This window comes from Methylophaga thalassica (assembly GCF_030159795.1).
In the GTDB taxonomy this organism is placed as follows: domain Bacteria; phylum Pseudomonadota; class Gammaproteobacteria; order Nitrosococcales; family Methylophagaceae; genus Methylophaga; species Methylophaga thalassica.
This window is the reverse complement of record NZ_BSND01000005.1, coordinates 277,126-298,475: the sequence shown is the minus strand read 5'-3', so window position 1 is coordinate 298,475 and position 21,350 is coordinate 277,126. Positions and strand designations below refer to the sequence as shown.

The following is a 21,350-nucleotide window of genomic DNA, read 5'->3' as shown; positions in this document are numbered from 1 at the left end:
AAGAGCAAATAATCAATGGAAGAAGAAGTAAAAGGCTTAGGAGATTACCTTAATATCCTATGGCGAAGAAAGTACTGGATAATTATCCCTGCCGTATTGCTAGCTATTGCAACAGTCTTAGTAGTTTATTCCCTGCCAGCGACCTATAAGTCAGAAGGCACGATTCTTATTGAGTCTCAGGAAATTCCAAATGATCTAGTTCGTTCAACAGTGACGAGTTATGCTGATCAACGTATCGAAGTTATTAAGCAGCGACTCATGACGACATCAAGAGTCATGGAGATGATTAGGAAATATAATCTTTATCGAGAGGAAAGACAAAAAGCGACGGCGACATCAGCTTTAGTTGCACTTTTCAAATCTAATGTTAGCGTGGATTTAGTTCAAGCTAATGTTACCGACCCTGTCAGTGGTCGAGCGAAGAGGGCGAGTATTGCTTTCACTGTTTCTTTTATGGATAAATCTCCTCAAAAAGCACAACAAGTAGCAAACGAGCTTGTTACAGAGTTTCTCAATGAAAATGTAAAGGCGCGCACTGATCGAGCAGCAGAAACAAAGGACTTTTTAAAAGAAGAAGGTGATAAGTTTCAGGCACGAGTCCGTGAACTTGAAAAACAGATAGCTGAGTTCAAAGATAGATACAGCCAAAGTTTACCTGAATTACTTCAATATAATCTGTCAATGATTCAGCGACTGACTGATGAACAAAACACCAACCAAAATGAAATTTTAGTACTGAAAGATCAAGTAACTACTCTTAGTTTACAATTGTCAACCATACCTTCAGCGTTATCTAGCAATATCACAAACCCAAATCAAGTATCGACTTCTCAGCAACGACTTGAGCAACTCAGAATTCAGTACAGCGACTTGTTGTCTAAGTATGAACCCAATCATCCGGATGTTTTAAGAACTAAGCGTCAATTGGATGCACTCGAAAAAGAGTTAGGAGTGAGTGGAAACAGCCAAGAAGTTATTCAGGCAGAGTTAGAACAAGCTAGCGCGAAGCTAAGTACGCTGAGAGAAAAGTATGCTGAAAATCACCCTGACATAAAGGCTCTGAATAGTAAAATTTCGTCGTTACAAGAAAGACTTAAAACGGCAGCTAATGCTGATAAAAGTAACACATCATCAACTAAGAATGTAAATCCGGCTTATGTTCAAATACAAGCAAGAATTGCTTCAACGGAAGGAGAAATAGCCCGTCTAAAAAATAGGCAAGAAGACATTAAGCAAAAGATTGCTGACTTTGAAAAAAGGGTTGCAGAGACTTATCAGGTTCAACGTGCTTATAGTGATCTAACACGAGATCATGACAACACACTTGCAAAATATCGAGAGTTACGTTCCAAGCAACTCCAAGCTGAATTGGCACAAAATTTAGAGTCTGAGAATAAAGGCGAGAGCTTTTCTTTAATTGAACCGCCTGCTGTACCATCCAAAGCGGAGAAGCCAAACAGACCAAAATTACTTGTTTTAGGTGTTGGAGCATCAATCGGGGCCGGATTGGGCTTGGCATTACTCATAGAGCTTTTGTTTGGTGGGGTTAGAGGTTACACTCAAGTGACGCATTTAGTTGGTAAGACTCCTTTAGTAGTGATTCCTGTCATTACAACATCACGTGAGTTAGCTCGTAAAAAAACAATCAGAAATCGCTGGATTGTGTTTGCTATTTTTGTTGCTATTGTTACTGTGATAGCAGTGCATTTTTATGTTGTTAATTTAGAAGTGTTGTGGTTCAAATTAATGCGTAAAGTTAGCTTGCTTTAATTAAGCATACCTTCTGATAGGAATTAATAATGGATAGAATTCAAAAAGCGTTAGATAAAGCAAGACAGAAGCATGCTGGCAATGATATGGACGATCGAATAAAGACTCAGGTCAAGGATGATGTTCAGCAAGAAAGTAGTTTCCCTCATGATCCGTTAGCTCCTGCTCTAGAGAATATCCAATACACACAAACAAAGGTGGTTAAGACTCCTGCTAGTACATTAGAAAGCAATCGAGTTATTGCTGGACACTATAACAATCCACAATCGGCCGTATTTAGAATGCTAAGAACACAAGTGCTTCAAAAAATGAGGCAAAATGATTGGCAAAGTATAGCAATAACTTCCCCAACAGCAGGTGAGGGAAAGTCGTTGATTTCTACTAATTTGGCAGTAGCAGTGGCAATGGAGCTCAATCAAACAGTATTACTGGTTGATATGGACTTAAGAAGTCCCTCAATTGCTAGGTACTTTGGTTTAAATGTAGAAGTTGGGTTAAAAGAATATCTCGAAGGGGATTTGTATTTACATCATGTCCTCGTTAATCCAGGAATTGAACGATTAGTTGTCTTACCCGGCGTTGGGCGAGCAGAGGATTCGGCAGAGCTATTATCAAGTCCTAAAATGGCTTCATTAGTCAAAGATATTAAGTCTCAATATAACTCAAGGGTAATTATCTTTGATGTTCCACCTTTATTACAAACAGATGATGTCTTGTTGTCTACAAATTATTTTGACTGTACCTTGTTGGTTTTAGAAGACGGAAAAAATAATGAAGCGAATATTAAAAAATCATTACAGCTGTTAGAGGGCACTCATTTAATTGGTACAGTGTTGAATAAAGCTGATACTCCACCATCACATCAGAATTACTAATCTATGTATTTAGAACATTTCGGTCTTAAATTTAAGCCCTTTAATCTTGTTCCTGATCCTCGATTTGTATACTTGAGTCCATATCACAAAAAAGCATTAACTATGCTGGAATATGGCTTGATGAGTCAGGCCGGTTTTACCGTCGTTACCGGTGAAATTGGTGCAGGAAAAACAACGCTAATCCGCACACTGTTACAAAATCTAGACGATGAATATGTTATTGGATTAATCAACAATACTAGCGAGTCATTTGGTGAGTTAATGGAGTGGGTCTTAGATGCGTTTGAAATAGAGTCTTCAGCAACAGACAACTCAGGGCGTTATCGGGATTACGTTAATTATGTTGTTGAACAGCATGCGAAAGGAAGAAAAATTGTCCTAATTGTGGATGAAGCTCAAAATCTATCAGTTAAAGCATTAGAGGAGCTGAGGCTGTTGTCGAATGTTAATATTGATGCTGATATATTTATGCAGCTAGTTTTAACTGGGCAGCCTGAGTTAATTGAGAAGCTTAATTTACCCGAACTGGAACAGTTTGCACAACGCATTGGTGTGGAGTATCACCTTAAAGCACTAAGTTATCCAGAAACACAAAAATATATAGAGCATAGAATGCAAATTGCAGGTGCTGAACGTAAAATTTTTAGCAATGAAGCATGTGCTGCGATTTTTTGTTATAGCGAGGGTGTACCAAGGCGAATCAATAATTTATGTGATTTTGCATTAGTTTATGCTTTTGCAGATGACTTAAAAGAAGTAAACGTCAACACAGTAATCGACATGATAAAAGATAAACGCTCATCAACAATTATCAAGATAAAAGAAAGCCAAAACCCAGATGTAAAGCGGGTAAGAAGCTGGTTGTTAGAGCTTTATAATATTCACTTAGTTTAAAAAAAACTCTTTTTAAACTACTAACAATGTGACTTCGTTCACGACTGAACATCAGATTAAACGGTAAATTAGCACTGCAGTATAAAAAACTTTCTGCCCCCCAGAGAGTTTTAAGCCCAGTGTATCCACTGGGCTTTTTTTTTGAACCAAGTCTGAGTAACTTTGACTAAGTAATTATCGATTGAGGTCGTTATACTGTTTGTAAGTTCACAAAAAATCAAAAAAAGATTTTTTCCGTTTAAATTGTGTGAAAGAAATCACTAATACTACTGTGAATCAAGCATATCATTAACCCGTGTTATCTGAATTATCACGGGGGGAGATGGACATGAAAAAACTGAGTTTATTCTTTTTAGCTATATCTTTAATTCTTATATCATCCGTTAGTTACTCACAAAATTACTATGTCTGTGACTCTACAGGTAGTGACAACAATGATGGTCTATCAGAATCAACAGCGTTTCAAACCTACGGCAAAGCAATATGGAGTTTTAATAAGTTGGATGCCGGGGGATCTCTACTTTTCTGTCGTGGAGGGCAGTTTGAGGCCACCACTACAGCTAGGCTATACAATAAAAACTGTTCTGCGGAAAAACCATGTTCAATTAGTGACTATGGTGATGCTGCCCTAGATGCTCCTCAGATTATAAATACTGCAGGATATTATGTTATCAACTTTGAAGATGGTGGCAATGCAAACCAAGATGGCGGTTACATTGTAGAAAATCTAACATTGTTGTCTACTTCAGGCAGTGGGGTAGGAGTACGAATGTATAATGATGTTGATGATCTCACAATCAGAAATATGCATATACAAGGTTTTAAAATAGGCGTTTACTCTGCTGGAAGTAACGTAACCGAGGATCCGAACTCGAATCGGATGAACGATCGATTGGTTTTGAGAGATTCAACAATCATCGAAAACTCGACGCAAGGCTTCTTGGGGGGGGGTAATGATTGCCTGATTGAAAACAATCACTTTGAAAATAATGGCGATAGAAGAAGCTTGGATCATAATATCTACCTAACAAACAAAGGGAAACATGCTGAAGGCATTACTGTTAGAGGAAATACGTTGTATAAATCAGCCATAGTGGATGGTGTTTGCCAAGGTGTATCTTTAGTTGGTCATGGTTTATTAAAAGACGTATTAATCGAAAATAATACTATCAAAGAAGATGCTGGAAAAGTTTCTCTAGGGTGTTGGGGAATTAGTCTAGATACAGGTTATGGAACAAGTGAAGAATCATTTATAAATGTTACGATTAGAAACAACGTGCTTATTAACCTCGGAGGTAACGCGATTGGATGTGCATCATGTGATGGGTTAGTAATAGAAAATAACCAAATCATAGATGAAGCTGGTAAGTTAACCTCTGGGATTAGTGTTCCGGTTAGACCTGAAGACTCGGTGAAATCGAGAGATGTATTCATTAGGGGGAACAAAATCGTAAATAACTTAGCAAATTCGAGAGGGATTTATATCGAAGGCACAAACTCTTATTCGGTCACCCATAACCAAATTTGGCACCGTGAAGACTCAAAGAATGATTGTATTGAAAAAAGTGGTGCTAATATCGACACGGATATCTCCACTAATGTATGCGAGACTCATACAGGTGTTAACTTACAAAGTCTAATGTTATCTCCTGCTGAAAGTCTTTCTGAAGCTGTTGAAGATTCAGATACTGTGTCTGATGCCGTAAATACGGTTATCGAAGAACAGGTAAACGAAACTTCCATTGATGATAAAGCAGCTGAGGATATTGTGAACACAACCTCTAATGGATTTAGAAGTAATATTTCTTCTGTTCAACAGAGCAGTACAGAGTTAGAAACAAGTTCAACAGGTTCAACAGGTTCAACAGGTTCAACAGGTTCAACAGGTTCAACAGGTTCAACAGGTTCAACAGGTTCAACAGGTTCAACAGGTTCAACAGGTTCAACAGGTTCAACAGGTTCAACAGGTTCAACAGGTTCAACAGGTTCAACAGGTTCAACAGGTTCAACAGGTTCAACAGGTTCAACAGGTTCAACAGGTTCAACAGGTTCAACAGGTTCAACAGGTTCAACAGGTTCAACAGGTTCAACAGGTTCAACAAGCGACAGTAATCTTTCTGATGTCACTATTCAGAGCGAGCAACCTGCAAGTCGCTACTCTTTATCAAATCTAAGTCCTAGCGAGAGTGGGGATACTTCAAACATTGAAAGTATATCGTCAGAAATAGTGGAGCCAAGTTCTACCACTAGAAGTACTATCAAAAGTGTGACTATCAATGAAGTTATTAATGCAACTAATGAAGATAACACTAACGTTGAACCGACTACTTGCCGAGCATTCTCAAGAAACGTGTGTATTATGAGATAATTAATACGTTAAAGTAGTTCCGGCTGTTACTAAGTAAGGTTAGCTTCTGCTAACCTTCTTTTTTTAGAATGAATCTTTTTTATCTAATAGCCATGGTTTTTCTTTAATAATGAAAAAGATATAGCCAGGATCAATTTTAGAAACTATAAACAGATGCCTAATTAGTTTTAAAATTGATATAGGATGAAGAGATAAGTGATGGGAGAAATTGGACAGCCAGTATCTGACGCGGTGTTTCTTTAAGCGCTTATTTAGCAGTATCGATATTTCTTGATTATCACTGTATTCAGATTTCAATTTTTTTAACAATTTAATGGCATAAAAGTGGAGTTTTGTTTTATTGCGTGTGATTGAGTTTTCAACCGGGCGATAGATAGCATAACCTCCATCAGTTCTTGCGACTTTTCCATTGTCTAGAACGATTCTAATTCGTACACTGGAGTCAGCAAAAGCTCTCATGTCCTCATAAAAGCCACCTAATGATTTGACTTTAGATGCTCGGTACATTTCACAAGCTGGAAATGGTGGAGGGGACAGTAAAAATAATTCTTTTGGGTTATCAGGATGATTAGGCCAATTACAGTCATTGACTTTACTTTCGCTACCATCTGGCATTATTGATTTAGAGTTTGCGCAAGTGATGTCTATTTCAGGCCACTTCTGAAATGTTTTAACATGTTCCTTGACGAGATCGTCTGATATCCAGTCATCAGAGTCGAGAAAAATAAGAAACTCACCATTTGATGCTTTTAGACCAGTGTTTCTAGCTACACTAACACCACCATTTTGTTGGACGATTAGCTTAACTTTATCCTTGTAAGTTTTGACAACATCAACTGAATTATCTTTTGAGCCATCATCAACTACAATGATTTCAATGTTTGGATAGGTCTGTCTGAGACAGCTATCAATTGCATCTCTGATGTATTTTTCTCTGTTATAGCATGGGATGATAATACTGACTAAAGGAGAGTTATGCATTGCTGACCTTGTTTTTGTTTTTTTTGAGCTTATTACATGAATACAATAAGTCTACATTTTATGAAGCTAATGTCCATATAATATGTACACCATTGAGTCCTAGCAATTTTGATTGTCATTGCTCAGCAGAAAATTAGGAGAAAAATATTGATCATAATGAGTTTTAATAACAGGAATGATAATTTTGGTGATCAACTCATATTCTCTTTGCTCTATAAAGAGCTTTCACAACAAACTTCAGTATATCTGCTAAATAATAAGCCTAATATTCTATCTGACATTCCTGTGATCAGAATACGACAAGCATTTAAGTTGGCTATATCTGCAAGATTCCATGGTGAAACAGTATCATTATTAGATCCCCCATGTGCCAGGCTAGCTCCACGATTTGTAAAAAAGTCTCTTAGTGAAAAGCTTAAGACACATATCATTCAAACAGTGTGGCGACTTATTGGTGTTAAACGTTGTGTTGTTGGGATATCTGTTGCGACTGATTTACCAGTGGATACATTCCGTGGATATCGTGTCATTGGTCTCAGAGACAAAGTCAGTCTTGAACAAATCACTAAATTACACAAACAGGCGACTTTTTGTCCTGACATGGCATGTTTAATGACTGTAAAGAAAAAAACATATCGTCCTCACGGTACAGTTATGTTGAGTTTCAGAAAAGATGTACCAGAGATAGTGGGGGGAACTGATACTGATCTTGTGGAAGATTGTCTTGGTAAGCTTTTAAATGCCGATGCAAATATGCTTAACAAAGATAATGTGAAATTTTATGCCCAAGTAGATGAAGATGTAAGCTACAACAGACAACTTGCCTTGGAGTTACTTAATCAAGAAAGGCTCATTGTGTCACAAGCACAAGATGAAACATATTATGCCGAGTTGTTTGCAGACTGCCAGTTAGTTATTAGTAATCGTCTACATGTTCTTTTGCCTGCTATGTTGGAGGGTATTCCAACCATTGCCTTAGTATCAAAATCTCACGCAAAGATAGTTAATTTACTGGAAAGTTATGGTCTAGAGCACAACATTCTTTTCATCGAAGATGTCATGAATGGAGATTACCAACCCATCGGCGTAAGGAATCATCAGTCAATACTCAAACACAACTATGAGCAGTTATTGTCCATTCATGAACAAGTTAAAGATTATTTAAATTTAAATTTCGGCTAGTTGAACGGTTGGCTTGTCATCATAAATGATATGTCTGAAAACGATAAATATAATGCCGTCACAATACCTGCCAAAATAATAACAGGGATATCAATTTCGGGTTGCCAGATTTTTAATTTAATTGCTGTAATCATATTAGCTGGGTATAGAAGCCAGCCAATTACTGCTAACCCCATCACTATTCCGTGAACGCCATTCAGATGATAGCCGATGAGTATGACACTGACTTGAATTAACAGTTGATACATCAGCAGAAAGGAAATATAGGATGATTTACCTTTCGCTAGATAAGCATTGTGATAGGTCAGAGCTAATACTCCGACAAATGAGCCCAGTGGTAAAACTTGGATCATCCACACAGCATCTTGATATCGCTCATCATAAAGCCAATCGATAATCTGACTGCCAAGCAAGATCAATGTCAAGGTAGCAAACCATGTGGCAGAAACCATTAAAATTCTTGTTTTTCTTAGTGCTTTATAAAGACGATCATGATTCTCTTCCCGAACTAGCCTAGAGTAGGATGGGAATAAAACCTTACTACCTAAAATCTGTGTGGCTTTGTAGGCAGTTTCTTTGAACATGGCAGCAATTGAATATATACCGAGAGTGGCCGTACCCATTAAATACCCAAGTAATATGCGATCAATTTGAGCTGCAAAGAATGTCAAGGCTGTGCTGACAAGGATCCAGCGCCCAAATTTGAATAAGCTTGATGCGGCTTCTTTTTCCCAATGAAAACGATTTCGTCTTTCTGCAATCCATAGATGCGTCAATGTCATTTTGACTAAGGCGTTAGCAAGTCCGCCAGCAACTAAACCCCAAACCGTTGGAGATATATATACCCAAACGATCATCACCGTTAATGATATAGCTTGAGCAAGAACATCAAGAATAGTAATGTTTTTTAACTTAATATCTCTATTAGCAGTTGCTAAAGCTGTTGAATTGAAACCTGAAATTACTGCACTTAAGCCTGCGATAGGAATCATCGTGGCTAATAACGGCTCATTATAAAAAATAGAGTATGGATACGCGCCAATGACGGCTATACCCCACAGAATAAAACCGCGAATAACCTGCATTGTCCATGCTGTATCCAAAAAGTTCGGATCATTCCCGCGTTTACTTTGAATAATACTGGGAATAATACCGATATCAGAAAACATACTGATACCTTGCATGAACACCATGACTAATGTCATTAGACCGAATGCTTCCGGGAAGAGAAGCTTCGCCATAATAACATTGCTAACCAATCTCAATGCTTGAGCTGATACATACCCGCCAATTGTCCAAATCGCTCCGGAGACAACGAGCTTTTTTAAAGAAGTATTATTTTGCATGCTGGCCATTATGTTCTAGCGTGTGAAAGTTTTGAATATGCTTGTTTTGACTTTGCTATCTGCTTAATTGAAGCATCGTCTAGACCAGCTTTATAATCGTTGAAGTTTAACCAATAAGATTTTAATGCTTCTTTGTAGGCTTGTTCCCAATTGTCATTTTTCAGATCAATCATTTGCATTCCTGAACCAAACATATCTGCCAGTCCACGAAATTTATCAACGTAATATTCTGACGCTATTAGTGCTATTACGGTTCGCCCATTGGCAAGAGCAAAAACAGCCGCATGGTAACTAGTCGTGATAATTATTCTGCACTTATCAATTTGAGATATCAGTCCTTCTATCGTTTCAATATTCTCAGAATCTTTATTGTTGAAGTTTTTGAGAAGTTTTGAGGTTTGTGCAAGATCATTTTCATCTTTATGCCATGAAATTGGGACAGGAATTATCTCTGCCCCAGTTTCTGCAGCATAATTCTCAGCTGTTGATACTATAATGTTTGCTTTGTCTGAAGTGACGCCCATATAGCTGGCAAATCGAATATTTAATCCTAAAGAATGAGCTTCTGACTCGTTTTTTCTGGAACGAGCAATTTCTATTGCATCATCCCCAGTAATGACTAGATTTTCTTTGTTTACCCCCAGTTTCTCTAACAACTCAGGTCCTTTTAGCCTTTCTCTAAGGGCTATAAGCTTAGCTTTAGGCAAAATTATCCTTATTATATTTTCTAGCTTCTCAGAAAAAATAGGGCCAATACCTTGTCCGAAAAGATAAAATGGGATCGCAAACCTATCTGCAAGAATTAGTGTTTCTAATATTTTTGAAGCATGATTTTCAAAGGAATCTGTTATATAGCCGCCACCACTCAGAATAACAAGATCAAAACTTCTTAGTGTACAAATGAAATTATCAACTTCTTTTTTCTTGTTAGGGTCTCTCCGGTATCGCCATTTTATAATCTGTAGTGATATAAGTGGAAACTTCCTTTTAAAAGTCAGTTCGATATCGTCAATAATTTTATCGTTAAAAGGAAGTAATTTATGTACTGGACCAAAGATATTACGAGGTTGAAGCCATAGCAAACGGCCTGTTAAAAAGCTAATTGCTTTTGTTTTATCAGAAACATTCAGCAATTTTTCTGGTGACTCTGTAACGGTATAAATTTCTGATGTAGGAAATAACTCATGAACTCTATCGATACATACTTTCAACATACTCAGATCGCCAGCATTATGACAATCATAAGTCCCATTTTCTATTAAAATTTTCAATGTTTTCTCCGTGTGTCGATTGATATCACAACTTATGTTCTTTGTATGCGCCATGTGACTAGTAACTTTCAAATCAATTTAGCTTATGTCTTGATATTTTCATGCTAGTTTTAGGCCTTGATGTTATGCTTTCATTCACAATTTTACATAGTATTAATAAAGTCTATATTAAATGATGAATGTTCTACCAAAAGTTTCAGTAGTAATGGCAGTTTACAACGGCGGTGAATACTTAAAGCTCGCGATTGAAAGTATTCTTGAGCAATCTTTCACGGATTTTGAATTTATCATTATCAACGATGGCTCGACTGATAGTACACCGAACGTGTTAACTGAATATGCTCACCGAGATCGACGTATCAGAATTATTTCACGAGAGAATAAAGGACTTGTTGCTAGCTTAAATGAAGGTATTTCTGAGGCTAGAGCACCATTGATCGCTAGAATGGATGCTGATGATATTGCTTTACCTCATCGTTTATTTGAGCAGCTCAATTATCTTGAGAAAAATCCTAATGTTGTTTGTATAGGTACAGCTCAAATAATTATAGATGATGATGGTGATGAGTTAACTACATTAAAGGTTCCAACAGACAATGACAAAATACAGCGGTTGTTACTATCAGGGCATTGTCCACTTGAACATCCATCAGTTATGTATAGAACTGAATCTGTAAATCAGGTTGGTGGGTATAGAAAAGAATATGAGACAGCCGAGGATTATGATTTATGGCTGAGACTCAGTGAGGTTGGTGAGTTTGCAAATATCAATAAACCTCTATTGAAGTATCGTTACTTAAATTCATCTATTAGTGCATCAAACCAACAAAAACAGAAAAATTTGACTATGAGAGCCTGTAACGAAGCATGGCGTAGAAGAGGTATTGAGGGTCAATTTTCAGCCACTGAAGAATGGCGAGCCACTAGCAGTATAAGTTCTCAGCATAGATTTGCCTTGAAATTTGGCTGGTGGGCTTTTAACTACAATAATAAAAAAGCTGCAATAAAATATGCAAAACGGTCAATCAGGTTAAAACCTTTTGCGTTTGAAGGCTGGAATTTATTACTAAATGCTTTTATTAAACTCAAGGGGTCGCATGAGTAAACTGGTTTCAGTGATTATGCCAGCTAGAAACGCTGGTGACTTTATAAAGAAAAGCATAGACTCTGTTCTTGCACAAACCTATCCTGATTTTGAGTTGATTATCATAGATGATAAATCGACAGATAACACACGTGAGATTGCGAAGAGTTATGCTGACGCGAGAATTAAGATAGTCGATGGGCCAGGAATAGGAATTTCAGCCGCATTCAACACTGGGCTCGAGAATGCTAAGGGCGAGTATTTTTGTCGGTGTGACGCTGATGATTTATTTCCTGAAGAACGCCTAATGATTCAAGTTCAATGGTTGAACGAACATCCCGAATATGTAGCGATTTGTGGTTCATATACTTCCATTGATGAAAAAGGCCGTCATATTCTTCAATATCACAAAGATACACATTCGCGCTGTATTGATAGTAAGTTTCAAGAAGGACATACGATTACACATTTTGGTACTTTTTTGATAAAAACTGAGGTAATAAAAAGTATCGGTGGTTGCCGGAGTTTTTTTAAAACAGCAGAAGACATCGACTTACAGCTTAGAATGTCGCAGAAAGGCGCTGTTTTTTTTATGGCAAAGAATTTTTATCGTTATAGACTTCACAACCTCTCAATCACACATAACCAGCCGAGTACCCAACGTAAGTTCTTTGAGGCATTTGCAAAAGAATGTCATCGAGAGAGAGTCAGTGTCGGCACAGATGCTTTAATGAGAGGGGATACGCCTGATATTCCTGACGTGATTGATGAAAAACAGCACACAGCTGATAGTCACATGATGAATCAACTTATGTCAGAGTCATGGTATTGGTTTAACGCTGGCCATCGTGGGCAAGCATTTAAATCCGGTTACCGTTTAGTGAGTATATCGCCGTTCAGTTGGTTAGCATGGCGTAATTTAATGCTTTTAGTACTGAAATCGTTCAAATGAAAGTATGCTGAGCATAGGTTACTCAATGTGAGTGCGTGCGCAATAATCAGCTAGTCTAAAGTTATGGTTTAGTGAAATACCATCTCTCAGTTGCTTGTAGACTAGATAGCAAAATTAACACAAGGACAAGTATGAAGGTTTTATCTTATCTGCATCATCACATTCATCCTTATGGTATTGGTTATGCAGCTCATTCTATTGCTGTTGGTATGAATGGCCAGAATATAAGCTCTGAAATTTTTTCTATACACTCTGATTTAGCAAATGGATCAAGATTTGTTAGACAAGCAATAAAATCCAGCCTATTACTCAGAGTCCTGTCTAAATTTGTATCTATTGAGAGAATAAGACGCTTTACAGAGTGGCGCTTTCGACGTTATGCAAGAAAGTTCGATGTGGTTATTCTATGGCCGGGTTGTTCTTTAGAAACATTTAAGTATCTAAAGTCATTAGGAAAAATTATTGTAGTAGAAAGTATTAATTGCCATCAAAAGTTTGCTGAAAAACTATTGTCTGAGGAAGAGTTAAGGTTGGGAATAGGTAAGACTCATCTTATTGATGAGTCGAGTATTGCGGATGAAAATGCAAAACTGGCCATTGCTGATTATGTGTTCAGTCCAAGTCCTCAAGTAACTGAGTCACTTATCGCTTCGGGTGTATCTAGACAACAGATTTTACCGACTTCATATGGTTTGAGTCAGGATCAGATATTACCCGTTATTTCTGATTCCAATGATAAGCCAGTTTTTTTGTTTGTAGGAAGTGTCATTGTCCGTAAGGGTATTCATTTATTATTGGAATATTGGCATGACGCGAATGTTGATGGAAAGCTGATCATCGTAGGTAAAGTTGACCCGAGTGTTCAGTCACTGATTGAGCAATATTCTTCCGACGATAGTATTGAGTTTATCCCTTTCACCACTGATATCGAATCACTGTACCGTCTAGCCGATGTTTTTATTCTGCCGAGCATTGAGGAAGGGAGCCCTCTCGTAACTTATTTAGCATTGGGCGCCGGCTTACCATGTATAGTCTCTCCAATGGGCGGTGATGGTGTAGTGAGTGACGGGGTGGATGGATTTGTGATTGATCCACATGATAAGCAGAAATGGATTGCTAGTATTCAGCTGGTTGCCGCTGATAGAGAGTTAAGACATAACTTTTCACAACACGCGCATGAAAGGTCATCAGACTTTTTATGGAATAATGTCGCTAAAAAACGTCGTCAGTTATTGATTGAAAAAATAGGTAATGAGCATTGAAAGTTCTTGTATTAGGTGGTTCTGGATTCTTAGGCAAGCATATTGTCAGAAAACTCATTGAAGACAGTCACCAGGTGACTGTTTTTGGCAGACAAGCAGACAAAATTGATATCCCAGGTGTTAAGACGGTGAGTGCTGATTTTTCTGATACTTTATCGTTGTCTGAATCTTTGATTGGGGTTGATAAGGTTGTTCACTTGATTAGTACTTCCGTGCCAAGTACTTCAAATAGAGATCCTATTAGCGATATTCAAGGTAATTTAGTAAATACAGTGAAACTTTTAGAAATGATGAAGCAGTCAGGGTTAAAAGATATTGTGTATTTTTCTTCTGGCGGGACGGTTTATGGTCATCCTCAAACTATTCCTATAAGTGAATCACATGCTAATGCACCCGTATGCAGTTATGGCGTTGTTAAACTAGCAATAGAAAAGTATTTGCATATGTATTCTGATTTGTATGATTTCAATACCGTTATTTTGAGGCCTTCGAATCCATTTGGGCCTGGACAAACACATACTGGTGTTCAAGGATTTATTGGGACCTGCATTGCTGCTGCATTATCCGATAACTCTCTGACTATTTGGGGGGATGGAAGTGTAAAAAGGGATTATGTTTTTGCTGAGGATGTTGCTGAGGCAACTATTTCAGCTTTGAATTATCAAGGAAGTGATAATTTTAATATTTCTAGTGGAGAGGGTGTTTCTCTAAATGAGATCATTGAATTGGTTCAGCAAGAAACTGGTAAATCTATAACAGTCAACTACCAAGCAAAACGAGATTTTGACATTCCAGAAATTATTCTAAATAACGAAAAAGCTCGACGCTTACTCAACTGGCAGCCGAGCACAAGTTTTACAACAGGGTTGAGTTTAACCGTTCGTAATGCCCTGACAATGAGTTAAAACAGAGATATGCCTAATTTCATAGCATACATTGCGCTTTTATCGTGGCCTATTGTTACGATTTTTTTGATTAAACGAAAAGGCCTGGAAGTGGGTGTTTTGCTTGCTCTATTAGGGGCTCATATGTTTCTCCCCGTTGCATTCAAAATTGATTTACCTGCTATTCCTCCTCTGAATAAATACTCTATCACCACAGTGACAATCTTAATTTATCTTATTTTAAATAAAAAACGGCTGGGGTTTATTGCGTTGCATCGATATATGAAGTTCGTCTTTGTTATGCTTCTTGTTCTGCCTTTTTTAACTGCCCTCACCAACTCAGAGAGATACTCGTATTTACCCGGATTAACTCTCTATGATGGATTAAGTGATGCCATCACAAATTTTCTAATCATCGTTCCATTTTTGTTTGGTGTGCGATACTTCAATACTTATGAAAAGCAATTAATATTATTCAAGTATTTTGCTATTGCTGCTTTTGTTTATGCCTTTTTTACCCTGTATGAAGTGAGAATGAGCCCTCGCTTGCATTGGATGTTATACGGTTACTTCCCAAATTCATGGCTGCAGCAGTATAGAGAAGGGGGATTTCGTGCAATTGTATTTATGGGGCATGGCCTTCTCGTCGCCATTTTTCTAGCATTAGGTGTTGCAGCAGCCACTGCTATGACAAGGCTTAAAGAAAAAGTTCTGCCCATCAAAACTCTCTATGTGCTCATCATTATTTTCATGACGTTAGTTTTACAAAAGAGTCTGGCTTCACTCATATTCGGTACGTTTGGTTTGATTATGATAATTCTGATGAGCCCCAAACGTATGCATCAAATGGCTTTACTTATTGGGTTATTATTCTTAACTTATCCAATGCTATCGTCTCTGAATCTTTTCCCTCATAAAACGATACTGGATGTAGCAAGCAGGGTAAGTGCTGAGCGAGCACAATCATTAGAGTTTCGGTTTGAGCAAGAAAAAGCTCTATTGAATCATGCCAATTCAAAACCTCTATTTGGTTGGGGTGGCTGGGGGCGTAATCGGATTGTTGATGACCTGACCGGATCTGATACAAGTACGACTGATGGACGTTGGATTATAACGTTAGGTGTGAGTGGCTGGGTAGGGTATCTATCTCAGTTTTTACTTATTGTTGTGCCTTTATATCTGACATATAGGATAACTGTAAAACGGCGTATTCACGACAAAAAGGAATCAATTTTGTTGGGCGCTCATGCAATACTTTTATCAGTCCTATTGCTCGACCAAATGCCAAATTCTTCACTAAATTCATTTTATTGGTTAGTAGTTGGCTCTCTATTAGGACGTGCTTATAAGATTAATCAAGACTATCTTGGCGAGAAAAGAGCTGAGAGTAGTCACAATACTAAACTGGTAAATAGTGTGGACAACGGGTAATGAAAACTATTTATTACATCATCCCAGATTTATTTCAGAGGGAGGCTTTTTCTGTCAGGAAGAGCTTTAGAAGCTTGAAAGAGGGGCGATTGGGTCACTATCTAAAACGGTGTTTCATCCGAAAATTCAAACCCGTTGGTGGTGTAAAGGTTATATATCAGCATTGCCTCATGCTCAATAAAGCTGGTTATAAAGCCTATCCTGTTTTGATGGGAAAATATCATGGAAATTTCTTTGGCTTTGATGTTGAAACGTTAAGCTATGATGAAGCTTTAGCTCATATGGGCGAAGATGATATCGTCGTTGCCACTGAATTTTCTCCTTATCAAGCGTTCTTATTTCCTGCACAAACAAAAGTCCTTTTCTTACAGAATTTGGTTGGGCTTAGACGTTGGTTAAAATCAGACGATAAGAAGAAAAGTTACCTAGACCTTGGTTACGATGAAGTCATGACATGTAGTCAATTCTGTTCTAACTTCGTTGAAAAGGATATGGAGATTTCCGTAACCACCATGACTAATGGAATAGACCTAAATGTATTTTTACCTAAACCAGAGTTAAGAGTTGAACATCGTATTTTGGCTATGTCTCGTAAAAACCCTCATGATCTTGCGTTAATCAAGCGGGGAATGGCAGAACACGGGGTAGACATCAGAGTAGTAGATGGATTAACACAAGATGAGTTGATAAAAGAGTATCAGGCTGCCGATATTTTTATTGCAACAGGTTATCCTGAAGGATTCTCCTTACCGCCTATTGAAGCAATGGCATGTGGTGCTGTTGTGGTTGGATTTACTGGAGGGGCGGGAGAAGAGTTCATGATTCATCAACAAACAGCTCTAGTTGCTGATGACGGCGATACACAGTCGGTTATTACGCATCTTCAAATGCTGATAAAAGACTCAATATTGAAAGAACAAATTAGAACTGAAGGCTTAAAAAAAGCGAGGGAGTATGGACTCGATAAGCTACAAATTAACTTAACAGCGTTTTATCAAAAACTATCAAATAAGTAAAAATAACTTAATGGGATTGCCATATGCTTAGAGCTATCATAAAAAAGATAGCATTCAAAACTGGACATTTTAAGAGACTCTATTTAAAACTCTGCAATCCATCTGGTTTTGAGTATGCTGAATATCTAAAGCGTTGGGGAAATTATCATCAGATAGGTGAGCATTGTGCCATATGGCCATATACCAATGTCACTAACCCTGAATATACGAGGCTGGGCAATAACGTCATGCTCACTGCCTGCACCATTCTCGGTCATGATGGTTCAATTGCGGTACTTAATCGCGCTTACCAGAAAAAACTTGACCGGGTGGGTAAAGTCGATATTAGAGATAATGTATTTATTGGTCATGGTGCTATTGTTTTACCTGGAACAACTATCGGACCAAATGCCATTGTAGCAGCCGGAGCTGTTGTTAGTCGTGATGTTCCCGAGGGCAGCATTGTGGCGGGGGTACCTGCTAGAGTTATTGGGGATGTGGCAAAACTTGTTAATAAATTAGAAATAGAGACAGACAGTTTACCGTGGGCTTATCTCATTCATCAGAGAGACGGAAGTTTTGATCCTGCTTTGGAACCGCAATTGAAAAAATTAAGAAAGGCCTATTTTTTTGATGACAAATAATCGCTTTGAGCTAGCTATTATCATTGTAAATTATAAAACGCCCAAAATGGTCATTGATGTTCTCAACTCCATCAAACTGGATGTTGCCAATATCGATGCTCAGGTTCTAATCGTTGATAATGACTCCCAAGATGATTCTGTCACTAGAATTAATGAATGGATAACGTCTGAAGATAAAAAAAAGAAATTCAGATTAATCGAGTCCTCTCATAATAGTGGTTTTTCTGGTGGGAATAACATTGGGATTAATGCTGTAGATGCTGACTATTATCTATTATTAAACAGCGATACTATTGTTCAATCTGGGGCACTAGAGTCATTGCTGGAAACAGCAAAAGAGAATAATGATGCTGGTTTAGTGGGAGCTAGATTGGAGTGGCCTGATGGACAACCACAAGAGAGCTGTTTCCACTTTCACACTCCTGTTAGTGAGTTTCTAAAAGCGGCTAGTGTTGGTTTATTTTCTCGGCTATTAGCTCCTTACATTGTGGCCAGACCTGTCGTTGATCATGTAGAGTCATATCAGTGGGTAAGCTTTGCATGTGTATTAATAAGGTCGCAGGTAATTAAAGATATTGGGCTTTTGGATGATGAGTTCTTCATGTACTTTGAGGATGTCGAATTTAGTTATCGTGCACAGAAAGCTGGCTGGAAAGTCATTTATCAACCCAATGCACATGTTGTTCATTTGCGTGGAGGTAGCTCCCCTCTGAAATCTCAGGCTAAACTGAGAAAAAAGCTACCGCGCTACTTCTATGAGTCACGGACACGATATTTTTATTTAGTTTATGGCTACTGGGGGCTGATTTTTGCTAACATTGCTTGGATACTTGGCGCTGCTATTTCGGGGCTAAGAGAAAAGTTATCTAAACACTATCAAAGCAATACCGCACAAGGGCAATGGCGCGACACTTGGATAAACTTCACTAATCCACTAAAAGCCTACATTCATCCAAAAGATTATGACTAAACCAAACTTTATTATTATTGGTGCAATGAAAAGTGCCACAAGCACTTTACATGAGCAACTGGCACTACAGCCAGGCATTTTTATGTCTACACCGAAAGAGCCAAACTTCTTCAGTGATGATGGTGTTTATCAGCTCGGTTTAAATTGGTATCAAGGGTTATTTGCAAAAGCAAATGAGGATGATATTTGTGGGGAGTCGAGTACACATTATACAAAACTACCAGACTATCCAAATACACTCGCTAGAATGTCCAGCTATTTGCCAAAGCTAAAACTTGTTTATGTTATCAGGCATCCTATTGAAAGACTTGTGTCTCATTACATTCATCAATGGAGTCAGAATGTAATCCGCGCTGACATTAATACTGCGATTGATTCATTCCCTGAGTTAATAAACTACAGTCTTTATTCGATGCAAATAAAGCCATATATAGAGCAGTATGGCAGTGAAAATATTTTATTAGTATTTTCTGAAGCATTTAGAAAACAGCCTGAGCTGGAGCTAGAACGTGTCGCTCGGTTTATTGGTTATGATGAACCGGTGGTATGGCATGAAACCCTTCCTGAACAGAATGTTTCTAACCAACGTGTCAGACGGTTTAAAGGTTATAACTTTCTCGTTAATAACCCTATCTTGGCGACATTAAGACGTAGTTTGATACCTAAAGGTCTGCGTGATTTCGTTAAACAGCAATTAGTGATGAAAAAACGCCCTGAGCTAACGGTTGAAAGCCAAATGAAATTGGAAAAAATATTCAACGATGATTTGAATACTTTGAGTCAATTGACTGGTACTGAGATAAATCTTGCCAACTATAAAGAGTTAGCAAAGAACAAACATATAAGTCTGGTCTAATTAGAGGAAATGAATGTGATCTCAGCGGATGAGCCAGATTGGCAAAGAGAAAAAATCACCACTTTTTGGCAGCCATCCAAAAAGCTAATAAAAAGTATACGTGACTATCAGAAGGCCTCGATGAAACACTCATTCCTCTCGTTATTTAGAAAAAAGATTGCTGTTTTACGCTATCGTTTCTGGTCTGTTGTCAGCGGTGCTGATATTCCTCTGAATTTAAATCTTGGTGGTGGTATTTCGATCCCACATGCTAACGGTATTGTTATCCACCCATCTGCTGTTATTGGTGTGAATTGTCTTATTCATCAGCAGGTAACATTGGGAGTGAAGCGGCATGAGGCAAAGGCACCTACGCTTTTAGGGCATGTGGATATTGGGGCCGGAGCTAAGATCATTGGGAATATCACCATCGGTAAACACGCATTAATCGGTGCTAATGCTGTTGTTACTAGAGATGTGCCTGATTATGCGATAGTTGCTGGGGTCCCTGCCAAGGTAATTGGTACCACCCATGCAAGTGATATTGATTCATGAATAAATTTTTTAAATTTATTACGGCCAAAGAGAAGAAAATAGCCGCTAACCGAGAACAAAATACAGAAGACTATTTTTACGTCCTTGATGGTTGGCGAGGCATTAGCATAATGCTTGTGCTTGCTGCCCATTTACTCCCTCTGGGACCTTCATTTCTGCAACTCAATTTCACTTCTGGTGTGATTGGAATGAGTATTTTTTTTATACTCTCAGGTTTTTTAATAACCAATTTCCTAATCCATCGCCCCAGTGTTCATGATTTTTTTATCAGGCGGATTCTGAGAATTATTCCTTTGGCCTGGCTATATTTAATTATTGCCTTTCCAATACTAAATATCGATCTGTCAAAACTTGCTCCTCATTTTTTCTTTTATGCTAACTATCCACCGATGGATCTCGTGCATGGCACGAGCCATTTCTGGAGTTTGTGCGTCGAAATTCAGTTTTACCTTGCTATCGGTCTGTTATTTCTCTTTTTTAAAGAGAAGGCATTTATTATTCTTGTGATTGGATGTTTTTTGATTACAGCAAACAGAATGGTTGATGGCGTACATGTCGCTATCAACACATATTATAGGGTGGATGAAATATTGGCAGGAGTAATTCTGTCTTTGATCTACAATGATAAAGGACTTGGCTTTCTTCAAAAATTTCTTCGTAAAGTTAATCCTTATTTTGCCTTGCTTGCATTAATGGTTGCCTCACACCCTGATGGTGGCTTTGTAAATTACTTTAGGCCGTATATTGCTGCAATATTGATCGGCTCAACTTTGTACAATGTTAATAGTTCTTTACTGACATATCTGAATGCCCGTGTTTTAGTCTATTTGGCGAGTGTTTCATATGCGCTCTATGTGATTCATCCACTTCTTGTCAATACATGGTTTGGTTCTGGAGAAACGCTGGAAAAGTATTTAAAACGTCCCATACTTTTTGCTGTGCTGTTTATTCTTGCTCATATATCAACGTTCTATTACGAAAAATATTGGATTAATTTGGCAAAACGAATGACCAAGAGAAAAACCAGTTAGGCAACTTAATTATGATTACG

The 21,350-nt window shown here is 37.9% G+C and carries 19 protein-coding genes; 16 read left to right on the top strand and 3 right to left on the bottom strand.

What is annotated here, in order from left to right:
* The first annotated feature begins 15 nt into the window (after nucleotides 1-15).
* From QQL60_RS08585 to QQL60_RS08570, 4 genes are all read left to right on the top strand, one after another.
* Nucleotides 16-1,770, top strand: a complete 1,755-nt coding sequence (locus QQL60_RS08585; RefSeq protein WP_284723062.1) for a Wzz/FepE/Etk N-terminal domain-containing protein — start codon at nucleotides 16-18, stop codon at nucleotides 1,768-1,770.
* Between the two features lie 29 nt (nucleotides 1,771-1,799).
* The gene (locus QQL60_RS08580; RefSeq protein ID WP_284723061.1) at nucleotides 1,800-2,645 is read left to right on the top strand and encodes a CpsD/CapB family tyrosine-protein kinase; all 846 of its coding nucleotides are present in this window, start codon (nucleotides 1,800-1,802) and stop codon (nucleotides 2,643-2,645) included.
* 3 nt (nucleotides 2,646-2,648) lie between these two features.
* On the top strand, nucleotides 2,649-3,539 hold the full coding sequence (locus QQL60_RS08575) for an ExeA family protein (protein WP_284723060.1): 891 nt from the start codon (nucleotides 2,649-2,651) through the stop codon (nucleotides 3,537-3,539).
* Nucleotides 3,540-3,867: 328 nt separating this feature from the next.
* Entirely contained in the window at nucleotides 3,868-5,907 is a 2,040-nt protein-coding gene (locus QQL60_RS08570; protein WP_284723059.1) for a right-handed parallel beta-helix repeat-containing protein, read from the top strand.
* Nucleotides 5,908-5,970: 63 nt separating this feature from the next.
* Here QQL60_RS08570 and QQL60_RS08565 read toward each other — a convergent pair whose 3' ends face one another.
* Complete coding sequence (locus QQL60_RS08565; RefSeq protein WP_284723058.1) at nucleotides 5,971-6,888, bottom strand: glycosyltransferase family 2 protein; 918 nt, start codon at nucleotides 6,886-6,888, stop codon at nucleotides 5,971-5,973.
* A gap of 108 nt (nucleotides 6,889-6,996) precedes the next feature.
* Here QQL60_RS08565 and QQL60_RS08560 point away from each other — a divergent pair, with 108 nt between their 5' ends.
* A complete protein-coding gene (locus tag QQL60_RS08560) occupies nucleotides 6,997-8,070 on the top strand; it encodes a polysaccharide pyruvyl transferase family protein (RefSeq protein ID WP_284723057.1) in 1,074 nt (357 codons plus the stop codon).
* Here QQL60_RS08560 and QQL60_RS08555 read toward each other — a convergent pair.
* Together QQL60_RS08555 and QQL60_RS08550 are read right to left on the bottom strand one after the other, a co-directional pair.
* Nucleotides 8,067-9,425, bottom strand: a complete 1,359-nt coding sequence (locus QQL60_RS08555; protein ID WP_284723056.1) for an oligosaccharide flippase family protein — start codon at nucleotides 9,423-9,425, stop codon at nucleotides 8,067-8,069. The two genes, QQL60_RS08560 and QQL60_RS08555, sit on opposite strands and share 4 nt — an antisense overlap.
* Nucleotides 9,425-10,687 (bottom strand): polysaccharide pyruvyl transferase family protein, encoded by a 1,263-nt coding sequence (locus QQL60_RS08550; RefSeq protein WP_284723055.1) that lies wholly within the window; start codon nucleotides 10,685-10,687, stop codon nucleotides 9,425-9,427. The genes QQL60_RS08555 and QQL60_RS08550 overlap by 1 nt, the downstream gene beginning before the upstream one ends.
* A gap of 172 nt (nucleotides 10,688-10,859) precedes the next feature.
* On the opposite strand from QQL60_RS08550, the gene QQL60_RS08545 reads away from it, so the two are divergent.
* From QQL60_RS08545 to QQL60_RS08495, 11 genes are all read left to right on the top strand, one after another.
* On the top strand, nucleotides 10,860-11,792 hold the full coding sequence (locus QQL60_RS08545) for a glycosyltransferase (protein WP_284723054.1): 933 nt from the start codon (nucleotides 10,860-10,862) through the stop codon (nucleotides 11,790-11,792).
* Nucleotides 11,785-12,723, top strand: a complete 939-nt coding sequence (locus tag QQL60_RS08540) for a glycosyltransferase family 2 protein (protein ID WP_284723053.1) — start codon at nucleotides 11,785-11,787, stop codon at nucleotides 12,721-12,723. Before QQL60_RS08545 ends, QQL60_RS08540 begins: the two co-directional genes overlap by 8 nt.
* Before the next feature lie 131 nt (nucleotides 12,724-12,854).
* The gene (locus tag QQL60_RS08535) at nucleotides 12,855-13,985 is read left to right on the top strand and encodes a glycosyltransferase family 4 protein (RefSeq protein ID WP_284723052.1); all 1,131 of its coding nucleotides are present in this window, start codon (nucleotides 12,855-12,857) and stop codon (nucleotides 13,983-13,985) included.
* On the top strand, nucleotides 13,982-14,890 hold the full coding sequence (locus tag QQL60_RS08530) for an NAD-dependent epimerase/dehydratase family protein (RefSeq protein WP_284723051.1): 909 nt from the start codon (nucleotides 13,982-13,984) through the stop codon (nucleotides 14,888-14,890). The genes QQL60_RS08535 and QQL60_RS08530 overlap by 4 nt, the downstream gene beginning before the upstream one ends.
* A gap of 9 nt (nucleotides 14,891-14,899) precedes the next feature.
* On the top strand, nucleotides 14,900-16,300 hold the full coding sequence (locus tag QQL60_RS08525) for a hypothetical protein (protein WP_284723050.1): 1,401 nt from the start codon (nucleotides 14,900-14,902) through the stop codon (nucleotides 16,298-16,300).
* Nucleotides 16,300-17,316 (top strand): glycosyltransferase family 4 protein, encoded by a 1,017-nt coding sequence (locus QQL60_RS08520; protein WP_284723049.1) that lies wholly within the window; start codon nucleotides 16,300-16,302, stop codon nucleotides 17,314-17,316. The genes QQL60_RS08525 and QQL60_RS08520 overlap by 1 nt, the downstream gene beginning before the upstream one ends.
* Before the next feature lie 23 nt (nucleotides 17,317-17,339).
* The gene (locus QQL60_RS08515) at nucleotides 17,340-17,939 is read left to right on the top strand and encodes an acyltransferase (protein ID WP_284723048.1); all 600 of its coding nucleotides are present in this window, start codon (nucleotides 17,340-17,342) and stop codon (nucleotides 17,937-17,939) included.
* Nucleotides 17,929-18,909, top strand: a complete 981-nt coding sequence (locus QQL60_RS08510) for a glycosyltransferase family 2 protein (RefSeq protein ID WP_284723324.1) — start codon at nucleotides 17,929-17,931, stop codon at nucleotides 18,907-18,909. Before QQL60_RS08515 ends, QQL60_RS08510 begins: the two co-directional genes overlap by 11 nt.
* On the top strand, nucleotides 18,902-19,765 hold the full coding sequence (locus tag QQL60_RS08505) for a sulfotransferase domain-containing protein (protein WP_284723047.1): 864 nt from the start codon (nucleotides 18,902-18,904) through the stop codon (nucleotides 19,763-19,765). Before QQL60_RS08510 ends, QQL60_RS08505 begins: the two co-directional genes overlap by 8 nt.
* A gap of 9 nt (nucleotides 19,766-19,774) precedes the next feature.
* The gene (locus tag QQL60_RS08500) at nucleotides 19,775-20,299 is read left to right on the top strand and encodes a serine O-acetyltransferase (protein ID WP_284723046.1); all 525 of its coding nucleotides are present in this window, start codon (nucleotides 19,775-19,777) and stop codon (nucleotides 20,297-20,299) included.
* The gene (locus tag QQL60_RS08495) at nucleotides 20,296-21,330 is read left to right on the top strand and encodes an acyltransferase family protein (RefSeq protein ID WP_284723045.1); all 1,035 of its coding nucleotides are present in this window, start codon (nucleotides 20,296-20,298) and stop codon (nucleotides 21,328-21,330) included. Before QQL60_RS08500 ends, QQL60_RS08495 begins: the two co-directional genes overlap by 4 nt.
* Nucleotides 21,331-21,350 lie beyond the last annotated feature (20 nt).

Excerpts from the sequence above, each read along its gene's own strand:
- QQL60_RS08535 (WP_284723052.1), top strand. The coding sequence starts at position 12,855 with ATGAAGGTTTTATCTTATCTGCATCATCACATTCATCCTTATGGTATT.
- QQL60_RS08495 (WP_284723045.1), top strand. The coding sequence starts at position 20,296 with ATGAATAAATTTTTTAAATTTATTACGGCCAAAGAGAAGAAAATAGCC.
- QQL60_RS08525 (WP_284723050.1), top strand. The coding sequence starts at position 14,900 with ATGCCTAATTTCATAGCATACATTGCGCTTTTATCGTGGCCTATTGTT.
- QQL60_RS08520 (WP_284723049.1), top strand. The coding sequence starts at position 16,300 with ATGAAAACTATTTATTACATCATCCCAGATTTATTTCAGAGGGAGGCT.
- QQL60_RS08575 (WP_284723060.1), top strand. The coding sequence starts at position 2,649 with ATGTATTTAGAACATTTCGGTCTTAAATTTAAGCCCTTTAATCTTGTT.
- QQL60_RS08585 (WP_284723062.1), top strand. The coding sequence starts at position 16 with ATGGAAGAAGAAGTAAAAGGCTTAGGAGATTACCTTAATATCCTATGG.
- QQL60_RS08540 (WP_284723053.1), top strand. The coding sequence starts at position 11,785 with ATGAGTAAACTGGTTTCAGTGATTATGCCAGCTAGAAACGCTGGTGAC.
- QQL60_RS08570 (WP_284723059.1), top strand. The coding sequence starts at position 3,868 with ATGAAAAAACTGAGTTTATTCTTTTTAGCTATATCTTTAATTCTTATA.
- QQL60_RS08580 (WP_284723061.1), top strand. The coding sequence starts at position 1,800 with ATGGATAGAATTCAAAAAGCGTTAGATAAAGCAAGACAGAAGCATGCT.
- QQL60_RS08565 (WP_284723058.1), bottom strand. The coding sequence starts at position 6,888 with ATGCATAACTCTCCTTTAGTCAGTATTATCATCCCATGCTATAACAGA.
- QQL60_RS08515 (WP_284723048.1), top strand. The coding sequence starts at position 17,340 with ATGCTTAGAGCTATCATAAAAAAGATAGCATTCAAAACTGGACATTTT.
- QQL60_RS08555 (WP_284723056.1), bottom strand. The coding sequence starts at position 9,425 with ATGGCCAGCATGCAAAATAATACTTCTTTAAAAAAGCTCGTTGTCTCC.
- QQL60_RS08505 (WP_284723047.1), top strand. The coding sequence starts at position 18,902 with ATGACTAAACCAAACTTTATTATTATTGGTGCAATGAAAAGTGCCACA.
- QQL60_RS08500 (WP_284723046.1), top strand. The coding sequence starts at position 19,775 with ATGAATGTGATCTCAGCGGATGAGCCAGATTGGCAAAGAGAAAAAATC.
- QQL60_RS08545 (WP_284723054.1), top strand. The coding sequence starts at position 10,860 with ATGATGAATGTTCTACCAAAAGTTTCAGTAGTAATGGCAGTTTACAAC.
- QQL60_RS08510 (WP_284723324.1), top strand. The coding sequence starts at position 17,929 with ATGACAAATAATCGCTTTGAGCTAGCTATTATCATTGTAAATTATAAA.